Source organism: Vibrio sp. THAF64 (assembly GCF_009363455.1).
GTDB lineage: Bacteria > Pseudomonadota > Gammaproteobacteria > Enterobacterales > Vibrionaceae > Vibrio > Vibrio coralliilyticus.
Genome location: NZ_CP045355.1, coordinates 2,323,500 through 2,339,408 on the forward strand (window position 1 = coordinate 2,323,500; position 15,909 = coordinate 2,339,408).

Consider the following 15,909-nt stretch of genomic DNA (forward strand, 5'->3'; position numbering starts at 1 on the left):
TGTACAAATATAAATTTTGTAAAAGTTTAATTTGCAGAGTTGTACGGCGGTTAAATTAGAAGGGATCAAAAAAGGCTTGATATAAAATCAAGCCTTTTCGTTAAATCAAAAACTTATGAGTTGCGTAGGGCTGCGATACGCTTATCTAGTGGAGGGTGGCTCATCAGCAACTCCGTCATTGAGCGCTTACCATTAATACCAAATGCCATCATTGAACCTTCTAACTGAGATTCATGACTCACTTTTAAGCGCTCCAAAGCTGCAATCATTTTGTGCTTGCCTACCAACTGCGCCGCACCTGCATCAGCATGGAATTCGCGGTGGCGGCTGTACCACATAGTAATGAAGCTTGCTAGGAAGCCAAATACAAGTTCAAGAACGATGGATACGCCAAAGTACACCATCATATTGCTGCCACCTTCTTCTTCATCATTAGATGAAACGATATTCGCAATGAAGCGTGATAGGAAGATGACGAACGTATTCACAACACCTTGCATTAGCGTCATAGTAACCATGTCACCATTTGCAATATGACTCACTTCGTGAGCTAGCACTGCTTCGGCTTCATCTCGAGTCATGTTGTGCAAAAGACCCGTTGAGACTGCGACCAATGAATCATTGCGCTTGGCACCTGTTGCAAATGCGTTAATGTCAGCCGAGTCATAAATAGCGACAGTTGGCATACCAATACCCACTTGCTCTGACTGTCGACGAACCGTTTCCAACAACCAGTGCTCAGTCTCATTACGAGGACTTTCGATCACCATGCCACCTACAGAGCGCAGCGCCATACCTTTCGACATCATCAATGAAATGAATGAACCACCAAAACCAAACACCGCCGCCATAATAAGCAGACCAGACAAACTGCCAGGCTGCATACCTGTAACAGCATAAACAATATTTAGAACAACACTTAGGACCAGAACAACGGCCAAGTTCGTTGCCAAAAATAACATTACTCGCTTCATTACTTTTCTCCGAAACAGGAAGCTTAATTATTTGCCTTGGCAATACGAATCTTGCGCCGAGGCTTTATATCTAACTCATAGATATAGTCTATCCCTTTTAAATACAAGGGATAGATGCAAATTGAAACATTTGTTTTCTTAACTGCAAAAATTGTGAAAGTTTTCCGTAAGAATTCACAGCCAAAATGCAGTTTGCCCGATATATTAATCAACAGCAGCAGTATTAGACTTTGGTCTTATTGTACCTAGACTGAAGCGTGCTAGATTGTTGTCAGATTAAAATATCCATGTGTGAAAAGGACAAAATCATGGTTGAAACTAACAACTATCAAATGGCTATTGACCTACTATGCTGCCACCTTGGTATTTCAGAGGAAGAAGCAAAGCAGCAACTTGGTATTTCTTCAGAGCAGCAAGCACAGAAACGTATCTCTGATACCCAGCAAGCGCTCATGGGTCTAAACCAAGATAAGTAAGTGTCAGATTATAAATACAATAAAGGCTGCCATATGGCAGCCTTTATGTTTTAGGTCACGAGGAAAAATCAACTATCAATTAGCGTGGACACATCAATATATTTCGCTAGATCTTTTTGTTTAACGCTTGGTACGTAAGGAATCTCACCCAGCTTTGGCGCACCAATTTTTTGTTCCAGCATTTCAATGATTTCAGCGTAATGCTCTGTACCAGGGTTGACTCGGTTTGCAACCCAACCAATCACTTCCAACCCATCCGCCTTAATCGCATCGACAGTCAACATAGCATGGCTTAAGCACCCCAACTTGATGCCAACAACTAACACCACAGGCAATTTCTCTTGCTGTACCCAACTAGACAGGCATTTAGATTCCGTGACCGGCACTCGCCAGCCCCCAGCCCCTTCGACCAGAACCACATCCGCTTTATCTTTATGCTCCGCTAATTTTTCACTCAACACGGAGTACTGAATTTCAATACCTTCACGCTGAGCGGCTATATGCGGTGAAGCTGGCAACTCCAAAGCGTATGGATTGACCTGATCATAGTCAACGTCAAGTGTGGAGGCTTTTTGCAGATACAAAGCATCTGAATTTCGGTAGCCTTCGCTTGTTTTCTCACTACCCGCTGCAACGGGCTTGTAGCCAATTGTTTTTAAGTCCTTTAGCGCAAGCGCGTTAAGAATTGCTTTTGAAGCAACTGTTTTACCAACATCGGTATCCGTACCAGCAATAAAAAATGCATCAATCATAGATGAATAACCCCTAAACAAACCTGATAAGTTGCAGGTAGAAGACCTTGATGGTTTTTAAACGTTTGGTATGCACGCTCAACTTCGAGTAGTGTGCGACGGCTCGTTAACCCATGTGAACGCCCGCTTACATGATTAGCTCCAATGCCCTTCAGATCGCGCATCAAAGAAAATGCAGTGTCGTACCAAACCTTCATGGTAGGCAAGTCTAGATGATGACTCTGGCAACCAGATTGCGCTAACGCAATTTTTACCTGATTGGTGCTGATAAAGTCGTTGACGTGTTGATATGCGTCAATTTGGCGCCAAGCACATTTCAGCTCTTCCAATGATCCCTCAAGCAAGGTAGAAAAATACACTTGGCCCGCTGGTTTAACAACTCTACGCATTTCTCTCAAGGGGCGTGACAAGTCTTCACACCACTGCAACGCTAAACTTGAGAACACATAGTCAACAGAAGCAGTTGGAAACGGCAAAGCTTCAGCATCTCCAAGCTGGTAGCGCATTCCTGCAGAGCCACACCTTTCCTCAGCCTTATTCAACATCTGCTGTGAAAGATCGCAGCAGATCACCAACGCACCACGTTGGCGCAGCTTGTCTGAAAAATACCCTGTCCCACAGCCAAGATCGAGGACCGTTTTATTACTTAAATCTTCAGGTAACTGATTCAGTAACCGCTCCCCTACCATTCTTTGAAAAGCAGCATGAGAGTCATAAGTATTGGCTGCTTTACCAAACGCTTCTGCAATGGCGGTTTTGTCTTGAGGCCAAGACTCATGCATCAAAATAGCGTGTTCCATCAATGCACCTTTTCCATTGAAACTTCTATGCTTTTTGCGAGTTCTTTAATTTGTGTCACCGAGTGATTCGCCGAGAGCGTCACTCTTAACCTTGCTGAATTACTAGGAACCGTGGGAGGTCGAATCGCCGTTAACCAAAAACCCGCACCCTTTAAGTCATTCGCGACTTCCAATGCAGCGCCACTCTTCCCAATCAACAAGGGTTTAATAGGTGTTGAGGTCTCTACATAACCATCAAACGAAGAAAAGTGCTGGGCGTATTCACCTTGCAGATCCGAAAGCTTGTCTCGTCGCCAATGTTGAGTTTGAACCATAGTGATCGCATGAGTTAACGCATAAGCTTGTGAAGGCGGCATAGCCGTTGAGTAAACGTGATGTCTAGCAAACTGCGTTAAATACTCACCCAATGCCTTACTACACATAATCGCTGCTCCTGACAAACCCAGAGCTTTGCCGAACGTCACTATCAGCACATCAGGTTTAACGTTCGCTACGTCACAACTCCCTCGACCGTCGCTGCCCAGAACGCCAATGCCATGCGCGTCATCAACGGCAAGCCAAGACTTATTTTCAGTGACAGCATGAATATCGGCTAACGGTGCGAGATCACCATCCATGCTAAACACCCCTTCAGTCACAACTAACGCGCTTTGCTTCATGATTACCTTCAAATGTTCAGCATCATTGTGGTGAAAGCGTTTCATCGTCGCAGGAGAAAGCATGCCAGCCTCCATTAAAGAGGCATGATTTAATTTGTCTTGGATAAGCAGATCATCTTTTTCCAACAAGCTGAAAAGTAAGGCCTGATTGGCCGAAAATCCGGAGTTAAACAATATCGCTCGTTCAAAGCCAAGCCACTCACATAACGCGGCTTGTAGATCTGAGTGCGCTTTTGAGTGCCCTGTAACCAGAGGAGATGCACCACTTCCGTTGCCATACAGATTCAAGCCCTTTTGCCAAGCATTTGACAGCTCTTTGTCTGTCGCGAGGCCTAAGTAATCGTTGCTGGAGAAATTGGTAAACAGATTGTCTCCATGCGTTAGCGTCGTGCTATTACCCGCTCCAACCATGCGCATACTGCGCTCAAGCCCCTGACGTTTTCTTTCGTTCAGAGCTCGATCAATGCGTTCACTAAACACTGGCATCGTAAAACAGATCATCCTTGGCTGGACGTGCAGCAACACGCTCTACCACACGATCAAGCAGATCATTTTCCTCAATTTCATCTGGTCGCTGGGACACTTCTTGACTGTTGATGCCCAGCTTATTGAACAACTGCATATCTTTGTCTTCGGAAGGGTTAGGTGTAGTCAGCAACTTGCATCCGTAGAACACTGAGTTAGCACCTGCCATAAAACAAAGCGCCTGCATCTGCTCGTTCATATCTTCACGACCAGCAGATAGACGCACCGCTGACTTAGGCATCAAAATACGCGCGACAGCAATAAGACGAATAAAATCGAATGGCTCAACATCATCGACTTCTTCAAGTGGTGTCCCTTTGACTTTCACTAACATGTTGATAGGAACGCTCTCAGGGTGAGTCGGTAAGTTTGCTAGCTCAACTAACAGACCAGCACGATCATTGGCACTTTCCCCCATACCAATAATCCCGCCAGAACAGATTTTCATACCGGCATCACGTACGTGAGATAAGGTATCTAGACGATCTTGGTATGTACGTGTGGTAATAATACTGCCGTAGAATTCAGGAGAAGTATCAAGGTTGTGGTTGTAATAATCCAAGCCTGCATCAGCCAGTTCAGCGGCCTGTTCAGGTGTGAGCATGCCGAGAGTCATACAGGTCTCAAGCCCCATCCCCTTCACGCCCTTAATCATTTCTGTCAGGTGAGGCATGTCACGAGCCTTAGGATTCTTCCAAGCTGCTCCCATGCAAAAACGAGTAGACCCAGCACTTTTGGCTTTTTGGGCTGCATCAAGCACGCGCTCAACTTCCATCAAACGTTCTTTTTCAACATCTGTCTGATAACGAGCACTCTGCGGGCAATACTTACAATCTTCAGGGCAGGCGCCAGTTTTAATTGAGAGCAATGTACTGACTTGTACGTGGTTGTGTTGCTGATAGTGACGGTGAACTAGCTGCGCTTCAAAAAGAAGATCCATAAACGGCTTCGCCATTAATTCGCGAACTTCGGCTACCGTCCAGTTGTGACGTACTTCCACGTGTATTCCTTACTATTATTGTTAGTTTCTTGACTTGGCTAGTCTACCGACGCGATGTAAACTGTCAACACTATTAAATTTCAAAAGTTTACATATGGTCATTATATGACCACTCATCATTGAGGAAATATTGATGGATCTCGACTTTGACCGCCGCCATATCTGGCATCCCTATACATCAACGCTAACACCTCTGACCTGCTATCCAGTCACCTCAGCGAATGGTGTTTACATAAAGCTTGAAGGTGGGAGAGAGTTGATAGACGGCATGTCCTCTTGGTGGTCGGCGATTCACGGCTACAACCACACTGCTCTGAATAACGCGGCTCAAGAACAAATAAGCAAGATGTCGCACGTCATGTTTGGGGGCATAACTCACGAGCCAGCGATTAATTTATGCAAGAAGCTCCTTTCTCTCGCGCCCAATAATCTCGAACATGTATTTTTAGCTGACTCAGGTTCGGTAGCCGTCGAAGTAAGTCTAAAAATGGCACTTCAGTACTGGCATGCGAAAGGTGAGAAACGACCTAAGTTCTTAACTTTAAGGGACGGCTATCATGGTGATACGTTCGCCGCAATGTCAGTGACGGATCCAGACAACTCAATGCATTCGCTATACAAAGGCTTTCTTCCGGAACACATATTCGCTGACTCTCCAAAAATCGGTTTTCATCAGGAGTGGGATGAAGCTGATCTGAATGATTTCAAATCTAAGTTAGAAGCTCATCACACTGAGATCGCGGCCGTAATTCTAGAACCCATTGTCCAAGGTGCTGGTGGCATGCGGATATACCATCCGAGCTTCCTAAAAGGTGTAAGGAAATTGTGCGACCAATTTGGTGTACTATTGATTCTTGATGAAATCGCAACTGGATTTGGCCGTACAGGGAAGATGTTCGCCTGTGAACACTCAGAAGTAGAACCCGATATTCTTTGCGTAGGCAAAGCGCTGACAGGCGGGTACATGACACTGTCAGCCACTCTCACATCAAAAGACGTCGCTGACACCGTATGTGGAGGCGAAGCAGGCTGCTTTATGCATGGCCCTACCTTTATGGGCAACCCGCTTGCTTGCGCAGTGGCAACAGCTAGTTTAGAGCTTTTAGAGCAAGGAGACTGGCAACATCAGACACTTCAAATTGAAAATGCGTTTTCAGAATTGCTGCCTAGATTAAAGCAATATGACTTAGTCGCCGATGCGAGGTGGTTAGGTGCAATTGGAGTCGTTGAGACAACTAAACCAGTCAATATGGAAAAGATACAACAACTATTTGTTGAGCAAGGCGTATGGATTCGACCTTTCTGTAAACTCATCTATATGATGCCACCGTTTATTAGTGAGCCCGATCATATAGAAAAGCTTGTTGGAGCAATTGAAAATGCTCTAGTGGAGCCTACTTGCTTTAATTGAGTACGTATTGAAAAGGCTTCTCTTAAGAAGCCTTTTTAAATCAAATTAGTCTTGTTCGATCATCCAGCGCTTAAAGTTTTTTCGCTCTTCATCACTTGCGCGCAAGTACCAGAGTTTTAGCTGCAGTGTATTTTCAGATTCGGTTACACCAGCAATAGTTGTTGTCTTTCTTTCACCCGAAGCAATAGGTTCACTTTGCTCCAGTTTCGCTAACTCTGCTTTTAGTTCCACTACCTTACCTGAGTCAAAAACTAATCCTCGCTCTTTGTTGTATGTATCAACTAAAGCAGGAACATTTGAGTAAGGGAATGCACCTTCAGCCGGTGGGAGCATTTCTTGAGAATCGTTTACAGCCTTGCCATCAATCGTGAACTTAAAAATTGGCTCTCGTTTGTTAACTTTTTTTTCAATACTACTCAATCTGTTTGAAACCAGCTCTACTTTCAAAACATCAGCATTTTCTAGATCCAGAGTAACAATATAAGGACGAGAAGAGTAATACTCTCGCTTATGACCATCCTTCAACTTGCCACTGAATTCAAATACAAACTGATTATCACCTTTGACCAGTTCATAATTCTCATCTTTGACTTTTTTGCCGTTCAATACTTCAGCTGAAATACCACTGTCTAGATCCAAATCAAGCGCCAGAGAAGGAAGAGAAACAGCAGTCGCCAGTACAGCCAGAACTATATGTTTAATTTTATTCACGTGGTATTTCCTTTTATCAATAACAAAAAGCCAACGCTTTCGCGTTGGCTTTAACCTATTCTAAATGACTAGCAATTAGAATGTGTAGTATGCACCGATCACAAATGTATCTGCATCTAGGCCAGCGCTCGATTGAAGAGTAGCAGCTGATGCACCTTCAAAGTCGTTAGAAGTTTCAGCTGTTTGGTATTCACCGAAGATAGTAACATTGTCTTGTAGAGCGTAATCAACACCAACAACTAGGTTAGTTGTATCACCTTTCGCATTTGCACCACTTACCGTGAATTCATCTAGGTCCATTACATCGTACGTTGCGTAAAGGCGAGTTTTATCAATAGTGTACTGAGCTGCAACGCCGTATGCAGTACCATCTACATAGTCGTAGCTAGTTTTAGTTGTACCTTCAGTAACTGAACTGCCGAATAGACCAAAAGAGTTAACACCCTCAAACTGAGCTACTGTAGCTGCAAAATAGAAACCGCCAACGTTAACAGAACCAGACAGACCAACTACTTGGTAATCTGTGTCTTGTGCTTGCTCACCGTTAATAGCAGAAGCGCCAACGGAGAACATGTCGTTGATAGTCCAGTCTAGAGAAGCACCGTAAGTGTTGTCGATGTTCTCATTAGACTCAGTGTTAGCGTCAGCTACGAATACTAGACCTTCTGCAAGCTCAGCTTTGAATACGACACCGTTACCATTTGATTCAGCACGGTGACCGCCAGCAGAACCAAAGAATTGACCTTCGTTTGTGATATCACCTTTCTCGATTGCGTCTAGAGATTCAGCAAGATCGCCTACTTCACCGATCGCAACACCCCAAGAATCAGATTTAACACCGATGTAAACGTCGTCAAACTTAGCATTGTTATCTGTAGCCGCTGAATCAAAGCCAGTGCTTGATTCAATTTCGAAAGAAGCAAAGCTAGTTAGTGTATCGCTTACCTTGTGCTCTGCATCTAGCTGGATTTTACCCCAAACTGTAACAAATGGGTCTGTTTCAGTACGAGTAGTTGCTGAAGTACCAGTTTTTTCGATATCAGTAGTTGCAACGTATGCGTCAACTTCACCTTTTAAAGATACTTTAGAAGCATCTGTAGAGTAAATTTCAGCTGCATTTACGTTTGCTGCTGCCGCTAGAACTGAAAGAGCTACTAGAGTCTTTTTCATAATAATCCACTGCCTTTTCTATAGAATGGGGAAATCCTTATCCGGTTCCCTTTATGTTTTTTGATGACAACTCTGAACTCTAACTGGTCAGATGTTGTCGCCACTAAAATTCGGGGTCTAGATTGCAAAAGATTCAGCTACCTGTCAAATGACCTAAATAAAACAAATCAAAAAAAATAAAATGCTTTAAATACATATAGTTACATATAAATAGGGTATTTTTTCGAGCAAGTTCTAATCAAATTAAGTAAATTATCATCAAAAAGGAAATTGCAGTTTTGCGATATTTTAAACTAACCAAAGTAAACAAGCAGTTAACAAACGGAATTTTCATCTACATAAAAAACACTTATGGAGAGATATATTTTTAAATCTAAAAATATGCTCTAAGTTTATGAAGGTTCAGTTTTTTTTTGTGAAGGAGATCTAGATTTGATATGAAATGCTCTCATTTCGTGAACTACTTATCATTTAAAAAAATGTGGTAACATCGCCTTCCCTAATTAAAGGCACCAGTATGACCACCAGTAAAATCCAGCAATCCATACGTACCAGTTATCAAAATTTACAATCTCAGCTGGATAACTTTGTACCTCGCAGAGCTCAAAACTATTTAGTCGCAGAAATCGCCAAATCCCTATGTGGTGAGTACCACAAATCAACACGAATGATTGTCGCCGAAGCAGGGACTGGTATCGGTAAATCACTCTCATATTTGATGGCAGCGATCCCAGTGGCATTATTCAATAATCGTAAAGTTGTGATCTCGACGGCGACAGTCGCGCTGCAAGAACAGTTGCTCAATAAAGACCTCCCTTTGTACAGAAGACTGATTGACAGGGAATTTTCTTTCATACTGGCCAAAGGCAGGCAACGCTATTGTTGTGCAGAGAAACTCGCCGCTGCATGTGGAGCGGATGGTGGTCAAATGGCGATGTTTGACAGCAAACCAAAGCGTAGAGATGTCGAACAGCTTGAGCTGATGTATAAAAAGCTCGCGCAAAACAAATGGGATGGTGACAGGGATTCTTGGCCAAAGCCGATCTCCGATGAAATTTGGCAATCCATCGTCAGCGACAAACACAGCTGTAACAACAGCATACCCGTTCACCGTGACTGCCCTTTCCAAAAAGCGCGTTCAGAGCTAGATAAAACGGATGTCATCATTGCCAACCATAGCTTAGTTATGGCCGATGCCGATCTCGGTGGTGGGGTCATTCTCCCTGAACCAGAGAATACTATTTATGTTTTTGATGAAGCTCATCACCTCCCACATGTTGCACGAGACCACTCCTCAGCTGCAGCGAGTTTAAAAGGCGCGGCAAGTTGGCTCGAGCGTTTGAATCAGTCTGTAACTAAGTTTGCCAATCTGGCAGATGAAAAACGCGTAGGCCGCTTTCGCAATGAATTGCAAGACGCAGTTCAACAATTGATTCCTTCACTGACTCAACTTGCGAGTCGTTTTAATGCTGACCAATTTGAAGATGGCTGTTATCGGTTTGAGAATGGTGAGTTACCCACATGGTTAGAAGAAGAGTCAAAACAATTAAAGATTGTCACCCAAAAAGCTGCGCAGTCTGTTGCAAAGATTGCAGATCTTATTGCTGAGCGAGTGAAAGATGGCGAGCTTGCTAACCGACTTGCCGAACCTGCTTTAGCCGAGCTTGGTTTTTACATTCAACGCATGGATAACCTTGCTCAAGTCTGGAACTTAATGGCTGAGCCTCAACGAGAGAAAGGCGCCCCTCTAGCAAGGTGGCTGGAAGTCGCACCTGAACGAGAAGGCGATTTTGTTGTCAATGTGTCACCTTTGGAAGTTGGGTGGCAATTAGATCAACAGCTTTGGAGCCGCTGTATTGGTGCGGTGCTTGTGTCTGCAACCATGCGAGCACTTAACTCGTTTAGTTTCTTCTGTCGACAAGCTGGGATCAGTGAAAAACCAGAAGACGGCGTGAGATTTTTAGCCTTAGCTTCTCCGTTCGACTACCAAAACCAAGCGGAGCTTAGAGTGCCTAAAATGGCTTATGAACCTCAAGCTCCTCAATTTACCGATAGCTTAATTGAACGACTGCCAGAATTGATTGAAGAGAAGAAAGCCAACTTGGTGTTGTTTTCATCCTACTGGCAAATGAATCAAGTCACGGACGCGTTATCGTCATACTTTATAAAAAAAGGTTGGTCACTACAGGTTCAAGGTAAAGAATCACGCTCAGAGATTCTAAAAAAACATAAAACCTTAGTACAGTGTAAGAAAACCAGCATCTTATTTGGTACCGGAAGTTTTTCAGAAGGCCTTGATCTTCCTGGAGATTTACTTGAAAACCTAATCATTACCAAGATACCTTTTGCCGTCCCTACCTCACCAGTGGAACAAGCTCACGCAGAGTATATTGAGAGCAAAGGTGGAAACCCATTTATGCAAATCACAGTACCTGAAGCGAGCAAAAAAATGATCCAATCTGTCGGCCGTCTGCTGCGAAAAGAGCGAGATTCTGGTACAGTCATCATCCTTGATCGTCGTATCGTTACTAAGCGATATGGCAAGGCTCTACTCGACTCACTACCACCATTTAAACGTGTCATCGAATAACTAGAATATAAGAAACTGTATGGAACTTTTTGAACCAACAATGTTGTTGGTGTTAGCGCTGGTTGCTTTTGTGGCAGGTTTTATCGATGCCGTAGCTGGCGGTGGCGGTATGCTTACCGTACCTGCTCTGCTTTCCCTTGGCTTACCACCACATATCGCGTTAGGTACCAATAAGCTGGCAGCTACGTTCGCGTCATCAACAGCAGCGTTTACTTATTATAAAAAGCGACTGTTCAAACCTCATTGCTGGGGTCGAGCGTTTATTGCGACTTTAATTGGTGCAACCCTCGGGACCCTAGTTGTCGATCTAATTAGTACCGAATGGCTGGAAAAGATTCTCCCTATCATCATTCTGCTTGCCGCGATTTACACCATCTGGCACAAAACACCACAATCAAACAGTAATGAGATGCCACAACCTTGCCCTAAGTTTAATAAAAAACAATATATTCAAGGGTTCAGTATCGGCTTCTATGATGGCGTTGCAGGCCCAGGGACAGGCGCATTTTGGACTGTCAGTTCAATGGCACTGTATCGATTGAACATTTTGCTGGCGTCGGGCCTATCGAAAGCGATGAACTTTACCAGTAACTTCACCTCGCTGATCACGTTCGCCATCCTAGGTCACATTGATTGGGTGCTGGGGCTGACTATGGGTGTTTGCCTAATGGCAGGCGCCTTTGTTGGTGCTCATTCGGCAATACGATTCGGCGCTAAGTTTATCCGCCCTGTATTTGTTACCGTTGTAAGTATCCTTGCCGTGAAACTTGCTTATGAAGCGTGGTTTGTGAATCTATGAAGCAATTTGGCCAGCTATCATCGTTATTAGAACAGTTGGAACAAGAAGCCACTTTGTTGGATAACCAAAGAGGCGAACAGCAGCAAGCCCTTTTCGACCAAAAACTATTTCGCTGCCAATCCAAGCTTCTGACGCCTTACACTTATGAAGCACATGAAACACTCGACAAAATTCTCTGCGAACAATCATCAGGATCACTATCGCCTGACCAAGCAGAGTTTTTGTCTGAAAAACTGTTGTGGCAAATTAGCGCAATTAAACGAGAATTAGCTACAACAGCTCTCAGACAAAGCGAACCGACCGGCAAGTCATTCAGTCAACGCAACCTCAATGAACTTTACCAAAGCTTGGCTCAGCACCAACAATGGGAACAACGGCTTAAAACATTGGTGAAAAACAAGGAGCAAGAACATAAGCTCGCCACACCAAGAGATAAGTCTCTAGCTGCACAAACTTTGCAGTCTGCTCAGCGTCGTTTGCAACGATGCCAGCAAGCTAAAATCAAAATTGAAAAGCAAATTAGTTACAAAGAGCGGAACCAGTAATATGTCTTCAAACTCGTCCAATCTGGATCAAGCACCTGATGAAATAAAACTCGCTGTGGATCTCATCTATTTAATTGAAAGCAATGAGATAGATCCCGAAGTAGCATTGGCGGCCATCAACATTGTTAAATCTGATTTGGAAAACAAATTGGAGAAGAAATCATGAGCTATCCACTAAGTTTTGACATGACAGAGTTTCTTGCTCAATACTGGCACAAGAAACCGACTGTGATTAAAGGCGGATTCAATGATTTCATCGACCCGATTTCTCCAGACGAGTTAGCAGGACTTGCCATGGAGGAAGAGGTAGATTCGCGTTACATTTCTAACGTTGAAGGTAAGTGGTCAGCACAACACGGTCCTTTTGACGATTCTCTGTTTGAAAACCTGCCTGAGTCCCATTGGCAATTAGTGGTACAAGCTTGCAACCATTGGCACCTAGGTGCAGCCGAATTAATAGAGCCATTCAAACAGCTGCCCAACTGGTTATTTGACGACTTAATGGTGTGCTTTTCTGCCCCTGAAGGTGGTGTTGGCCCTCACATCGACCAATATGATGTTTTCATTATCCAAGGCAGTGGTAAACGCCGCTGGCGTGTTGGAGATCTAGATAAAGGTCAGTATAAAGAGTCGATTCAGGCCGACGCTTTGCGTCAGATTGAAGGCTTTGATGCCATCATTGATGAAGTATTGGAACCCGGTGACATATTATACATCCCGCCAGGTTTCCCGCACGAAGGGAATACGCTAGAGCCGAGTATGAGTTACTCAATGGGCTTTCGTTCACCTAAGGAGCAAGAACTGCTCAGTAATTTCGCTGATTATGTACTAGCCAATGAAAAAGGTGACGTTCACCTACATAACCCAGAGATAACGGTTCAGCATCAATACGGCAAAATACTCAATACTGATTTAGATAAGCTGACAGCCATGCTTCGCTCGGCCCTGCAATCAGAATCCGATATCCGTGAATTTATGGGGGGTATGCTAAGTCAATCTCGCCATCAGCTCGATATTGTTGAACCTGAAGAGCCAATCAGCACTCTGGAAATCTACCACCACTTAGAATCACTAGGCAGTTTACGCAAAGTCTCTGGTTTACGTGCGCTCTACCATGAGAACGAATCTGCACATGTTTACATTAACGGTGATGCTTACCCAGCTGAGTCACCGCACCTCGTCCACCTACTGTGTAATCAAGAGTCGATTGAGATTGAAGATATCGACGGCAAGTTATCTGGCTCACAAATGCAGCTGCTTACAACACTGGTTAACCTTGGTTACTGGTATCTAGATTAGATAGCAAAAGGGCCTCATCAAGAGGCCCTTTACTTTTATACTTTAAACTGATTCACCAGTTTTTGCTGTCTTTCTGAGAGATTTCCGATTTGCGTGCTGACAGTTTCAGATTCTTCTGCTTGAGATAAAATCTGCGCGCTCAAGTCACGGATGTTGCTGACACTCTGATTTACCTCAGCAGATACCGACTGCTGCTCTTCAGCGGCTTTCACGATCTGCGAGTTCATATCATTGATGGATGAGATCGCATCAAAGATATTGTTGAGCTGAGAAACTGCTCTTTCAACTTGTTGGGCGGAATCATTCGCTAAATCATTACCATCTTGGATAGCGTTGACCACATCCTGCGTCCCTTTCTGTACATCTTCGATCACCTGACGAATTTCACCAACTGACGATTGAGTGCGACTGGCTAGGCTGCGAACTTCATCGGCAACTACAGCGAAACCACGCCCTTGATCACCTGCTCGCGCGGCTTCAATGGCAGCGTTCAAGGCCAGAAGATTCGTTTGCTCTGAAATTCCTTCAATAACAGTCAGTATCTCGGTTATGTTGGCGTTGTTTTTCGCTAGCTCTTCAACAACAGGAACCGCTGCCGTCATTCTCTCAACTAATCGAACCATTTCGTCTTGAGACTGCTCAATAACCTTCTTACCGGAATCTGCAGCGACGTTGGCTTTTTCAGCTTCGCTCACTGCAACTTCTGCGTTTTGAACCACCAGACCTGCCGTTTGAGTCATTTCCTCAGAGGCTGTTGCCACCAAATCCACTTCTTTAAACTGGGAATCACTGCTTGAGCGAGTTTGCTGAGCTGCTATTCGAGACTGCTCTGTCGTCGTACCGATCTGCAGCGTCGTTTCTACGACATCACTAATAATTGACTGAAGCTTATCAAGGAATTTATTGAACCCTGTGGCAAGCTGACCAATCTCATCTTGGGATTTCACATCCAAGCGCTGAGTTAAATCCCCTTCGCCAGATGCAATATCATCTAACCTCGCGACCACCTCACGAATTGGTTTAACCAAACGAGATGCCATCACCGCGATAGTCACTAAACCGAAAACAACCAAAATTGAGCCCGCAAGTACTTCGGTTTTCACGCTCGACTCCACCTGATGGCTGATGGTTTGATCGAGCATTTCTGCGTCTGCCAACACGCTGCTTCTAGGCATATCAAATAATACGCCCCAAGTTTGATTGGCAACCATAATAGGGGCAAATACGCTCAGCCATTCACCATCACTACTCCATTGGGTTTGAACTTCCTGCCCAAACAGAAGATCAGTCAATTGATCACTGGAAAGTGTTTTGCTGTCGAACGATTGTCCAATGGCACGAGAGGAATCATCACTAGCAATCAATGAACCATCTAGGCTGATGATATTGACATTACCACTGCCGTTGAAGAGTTGGCTGTCTGACTCGACAACAATACCCGACATCGCATCAAGTCGAAGATCAATACCAAAGAAACCAATCACAGTATCATCGATCATGATCGGAACAGATATAGAGGTCGCCAAAACCTGTCCGCCAGCTTGGTTAATAAGTCTTGGAGTACTGACACATGAATCGCCACTGGAAAGCGGACAAAAGAATCGCTCACTGTTTTGAGTATCTTCCAGCGCCGCTTCACTCAGCACATTAGACACGACATTCTCACCGTTTTGAGCGGTTACCCAGTAAGGTGCAAACTGCCCTCGTTCGTTCGAGCCTACATACTCCGCATCAACATAGTTACTATCTTCACCATCTAGCATGTTAGGCCTGAAGACGAGATAAGCACCTTGAATCGAATCAAAACTCAGTACCGACTTGCGAACCATTTCATCCAAAGCAGTACGCAATTCTTCGCTATCACCAAAATTTTCTTCAGTATTGGTTTTCAAAAACAGCGCATTAGATGCCAGCATTTCCGCTCGATATAAGGCTTCATTAAGATATTCAGCCACTTCAGTGGCATTCAGTAGTGCTCGTGTTTCAAGCAGTTGCTCTGATTTGTTGATCACAGACTCTGCACTTTGTGCCTTTATCTGTTGTTGGTTAGTCACTGCGTTGTAAACAGAAAATCCGATCAGGGATAAAGAGGTAATGAGCAGGCAGCAACCTGCAAGAAGGGTAATTTTCCATTGAACGGAAAGGGTTCGCATAGTACATCCTTATGAGCAAACTCATTCATATCGCATGAGAACGAA

Annotated in this window: 15 protein-coding genes; 7 read left to right on the top strand and 8 right to left on the bottom strand. The window is 44.2% G+C overall.

Annotated elements, in window-relative coordinates; genetic code table 11:
* Positions 1 to 113: 113 nt before the first annotated feature.
* The gene (gene htpX / locus FIU99_RS10635) at positions 114 to 974 is read right to left on the bottom strand and encodes a protease HtpX (RefSeq protein WP_006962801.1); all 861 of its coding nucleotides are present in this window, start codon (positions 972 to 974) and stop codon (positions 114 to 116) included.
* Positions 975 to 1,282: 308 nt separating this feature from the next.
* Here htpX and FIU99_RS27345 point away from each other — a divergent pair, with 308 nt between their 5' ends.
* On the top strand, positions 1,283 to 1,450 hold the full coding sequence (locus tag FIU99_RS27345; protein ID WP_006962802.1) for a hypothetical protein: 168 nt from the start codon (positions 1,283 to 1,285) through the stop codon (positions 1,448 to 1,450).
* Between the two features lie 68 nt (positions 1,451 to 1,518).
* On the opposite strand, the gene bioD is transcribed toward FIU99_RS27345, so the two are convergent.
* The 4 genes from bioD to bioB are packed head-to-tail and all read right to left on the bottom strand — an operon-like array spanning position 1,519 to position 5,186.
* Positions 1,519 to 2,202, bottom strand: a complete 684-nt coding sequence (bioD, locus tag FIU99_RS10640) for a dethiobiotin synthase (protein WP_006962803.1) — start codon at positions 2,200 to 2,202, stop codon at positions 1,519 to 1,521.
* Positions 2,199 to 3,002, bottom strand: a complete 804-nt coding sequence (gene bioC, locus FIU99_RS10645; protein ID WP_006962804.1) for a malonyl-ACP O-methyltransferase BioC — start codon at positions 3,000 to 3,002, stop codon at positions 2,199 to 2,201. The genes bioD and bioC overlap by 4 nt, the downstream gene beginning before the upstream one ends.
* Complete coding sequence (locus tag FIU99_RS10650; RefSeq protein ID WP_006962805.1) at positions 3,002 to 4,147, bottom strand: 8-amino-7-oxononanoate synthase; 1,146 nt, start codon at positions 4,145 to 4,147, stop codon at positions 3,002 to 3,004. Before FIU99_RS10650 ends, bioC begins: the two co-directional genes overlap by 1 nt.
* On the bottom strand, positions 4,134 to 5,186 hold the full coding sequence (bioB, locus tag FIU99_RS10655; RefSeq protein ID WP_006962806.1) for a biotin synthase BioB: 1,053 nt from the start codon (positions 5,184 to 5,186) through the stop codon (positions 4,134 to 4,136). Before bioB ends, FIU99_RS10650 begins: the two co-directional genes overlap by 14 nt.
* Before the next feature lie 133 nt (positions 5,187 to 5,319).
* Here bioB and bioA point away from each other — a divergent pair, with 133 nt between their 5' ends.
* Positions 5,320 to 6,597 carry an adenosylmethionine--8-amino-7-oxononanoate transaminase gene (gene bioA, locus FIU99_RS10660; RefSeq protein ID WP_006962807.1) on the top strand — a complete coding sequence of 426 codons (1,278 nt, stop codon included), beginning with the start codon at positions 5,320 to 5,322 and terminating at the stop codon, positions 6,595 to 6,597.
* 45 nt (positions 6,598 to 6,642) lie between these two features.
* On the opposite strand, the gene FIU99_RS10665 is transcribed toward bioA, so the two are convergent.
* Positions 6,643 to 7,308 carry a DUF2057 family protein gene (locus tag FIU99_RS10665; protein WP_006962808.1) on the bottom strand — a complete coding sequence of 222 codons (666 nt, stop codon included), beginning with the start codon at positions 7,306 to 7,308 and terminating at the stop codon, positions 6,643 to 6,645.
* A gap of 75 nt (positions 7,309 to 7,383) precedes the next feature.
* Positions 7,384 to 8,478 (bottom strand): porin, encoded by a 1,095-nt coding sequence (locus FIU99_RS10670; protein ID WP_152472273.1) that lies wholly within the window; start codon positions 8,476 to 8,478, stop codon positions 7,384 to 7,386.
* A 517-nt stretch (positions 8,479 to 8,995) separates the two neighbouring features.
* On the opposite strand from FIU99_RS10670, the gene dinG reads away from it, so the two are divergent.
* The 5 genes from dinG to FIU99_RS10695 are packed head-to-tail and all read left to right on the top strand — an operon-like array spanning position 8,996 to position 13,711.
* Positions 8,996 to 11,068, top strand: coding sequence for an ATP-dependent DNA helicase DinG (dinG, locus tag FIU99_RS10675; protein ID WP_006962809.1), 2,073 nt, complete (start codon positions 8,996 to 8,998; stop codon positions 11,066 to 11,068).
* A 19-nt stretch (positions 11,069 to 11,087) separates the two neighbouring features.
* Positions 11,088 to 11,867, top strand: a complete 780-nt coding sequence (locus FIU99_RS10680) for a TSUP family transporter (protein ID WP_006962810.1) — start codon at positions 11,088 to 11,090, stop codon at positions 11,865 to 11,867.
* Positions 11,864 to 12,412: a primosomal replication protein gene (locus FIU99_RS10685; RefSeq protein WP_006962811.1), complete on the top strand. Its 549-nt coding sequence runs from the start codon at positions 11,864 to 11,866 to the stop codon at positions 12,410 to 12,412. Before FIU99_RS10680 ends, FIU99_RS10685 begins: the two co-directional genes overlap by 4 nt.
* A gap of 1 nt (position 12,413) precedes the next feature.
* Positions 12,414 to 12,578 carry a pleiotropic regulatory protein RsmS gene (gene rsmS / locus FIU99_RS10690; RefSeq protein WP_006962812.1) on the top strand — a complete coding sequence of 55 codons (165 nt, stop codon included), beginning with the start codon at positions 12,414 to 12,416 and terminating at the stop codon, positions 12,576 to 12,578.
* Positions 12,575 to 13,711, top strand: coding sequence for a cupin domain-containing protein (locus FIU99_RS10695; protein ID WP_006962813.1), 1,137 nt, complete (start codon positions 12,575 to 12,577; stop codon positions 13,709 to 13,711). The genes rsmS and FIU99_RS10695 overlap by 4 nt, the downstream gene beginning before the upstream one ends.
* Positions 13,712 to 13,746: 35 nt before the next feature.
* On the opposite strand, the gene FIU99_RS10700 is transcribed toward FIU99_RS10695, so the two are convergent.
* Complete coding sequence (locus tag FIU99_RS10700; RefSeq protein WP_006962814.1) at positions 13,747 to 15,864, bottom strand: methyl-accepting chemotaxis protein; 2,118 nt, start codon at positions 15,862 to 15,864, stop codon at positions 13,747 to 13,749.
* Positions 15,865 to 15,909 lie beyond the last annotated feature (45 nt).

Excerpts from the sequence above, each read along its gene's own strand:
- htpX (WP_006962801.1), bottom strand. The coding sequence starts at position 974 with ATGAAGCGAGTAATGTTATTTTTGGCAACGAACTTGGCCGTTGTTCTG.
- FIU99_RS27345 (WP_006962802.1), top strand. The coding sequence starts at position 1,283 with ATGGTTGAAACTAACAACTATCAAATGGCTATTGACCTACTATGCTGC.
- bioD (WP_006962803.1), bottom strand. The coding sequence starts at position 2,202 with ATGATTGATGCATTTTTTATTGCTGGTACGGATACCGATGTTGGTAAA.
- bioC (WP_006962804.1), bottom strand. The coding sequence starts at position 3,002 with ATGGAACACGCTATTTTGATGCATGAGTCTTGGCCTCAAGACAAAACC.
- FIU99_RS10650 (WP_006962805.1), bottom strand. The coding sequence starts at position 4,147 with ATGCCAGTGTTTAGTGAACGCATTGATCGAGCTCTGAACGAAAGAAAA.
- bioA (WP_006962807.1), top strand. The coding sequence starts at position 5,320 with ATGGATCTCGACTTTGACCGCCGCCATATCTGGCATCCCTATACATCA.
- FIU99_RS10670 (WP_152472273.1), bottom strand. The coding sequence starts at position 8,478 with ATGAAAAAGACTCTAGTAGCTCTTTCAGTTCTAGCGGCAGCAGCAAAC.
- dinG (WP_006962809.1), top strand. The coding sequence starts at position 8,996 with ATGACCACCAGTAAAATCCAGCAATCCATACGTACCAGTTATCAAAAT.
- FIU99_RS10680 (WP_006962810.1), top strand. The coding sequence starts at position 11,088 with ATGGAACTTTTTGAACCAACAATGTTGTTGGTGTTAGCGCTGGTTGCT.
- FIU99_RS10685 (WP_006962811.1), top strand. The coding sequence starts at position 11,864 with ATGAAGCAATTTGGCCAGCTATCATCGTTATTAGAACAGTTGGAACAA.
- rsmS (WP_006962812.1), top strand. The coding sequence starts at position 12,414 with ATGTCTTCAAACTCGTCCAATCTGGATCAAGCACCTGATGAAATAAAA.
- FIU99_RS10695 (WP_006962813.1), top strand. The coding sequence starts at position 12,575 with ATGAGCTATCCACTAAGTTTTGACATGACAGAGTTTCTTGCTCAATAC.
- FIU99_RS10700 (WP_006962814.1), bottom strand. The coding sequence starts at position 15,864 with ATGCGAACCCTTTCCGTTCAATGGAAAATTACCCTTCTTGCAGGTTGC.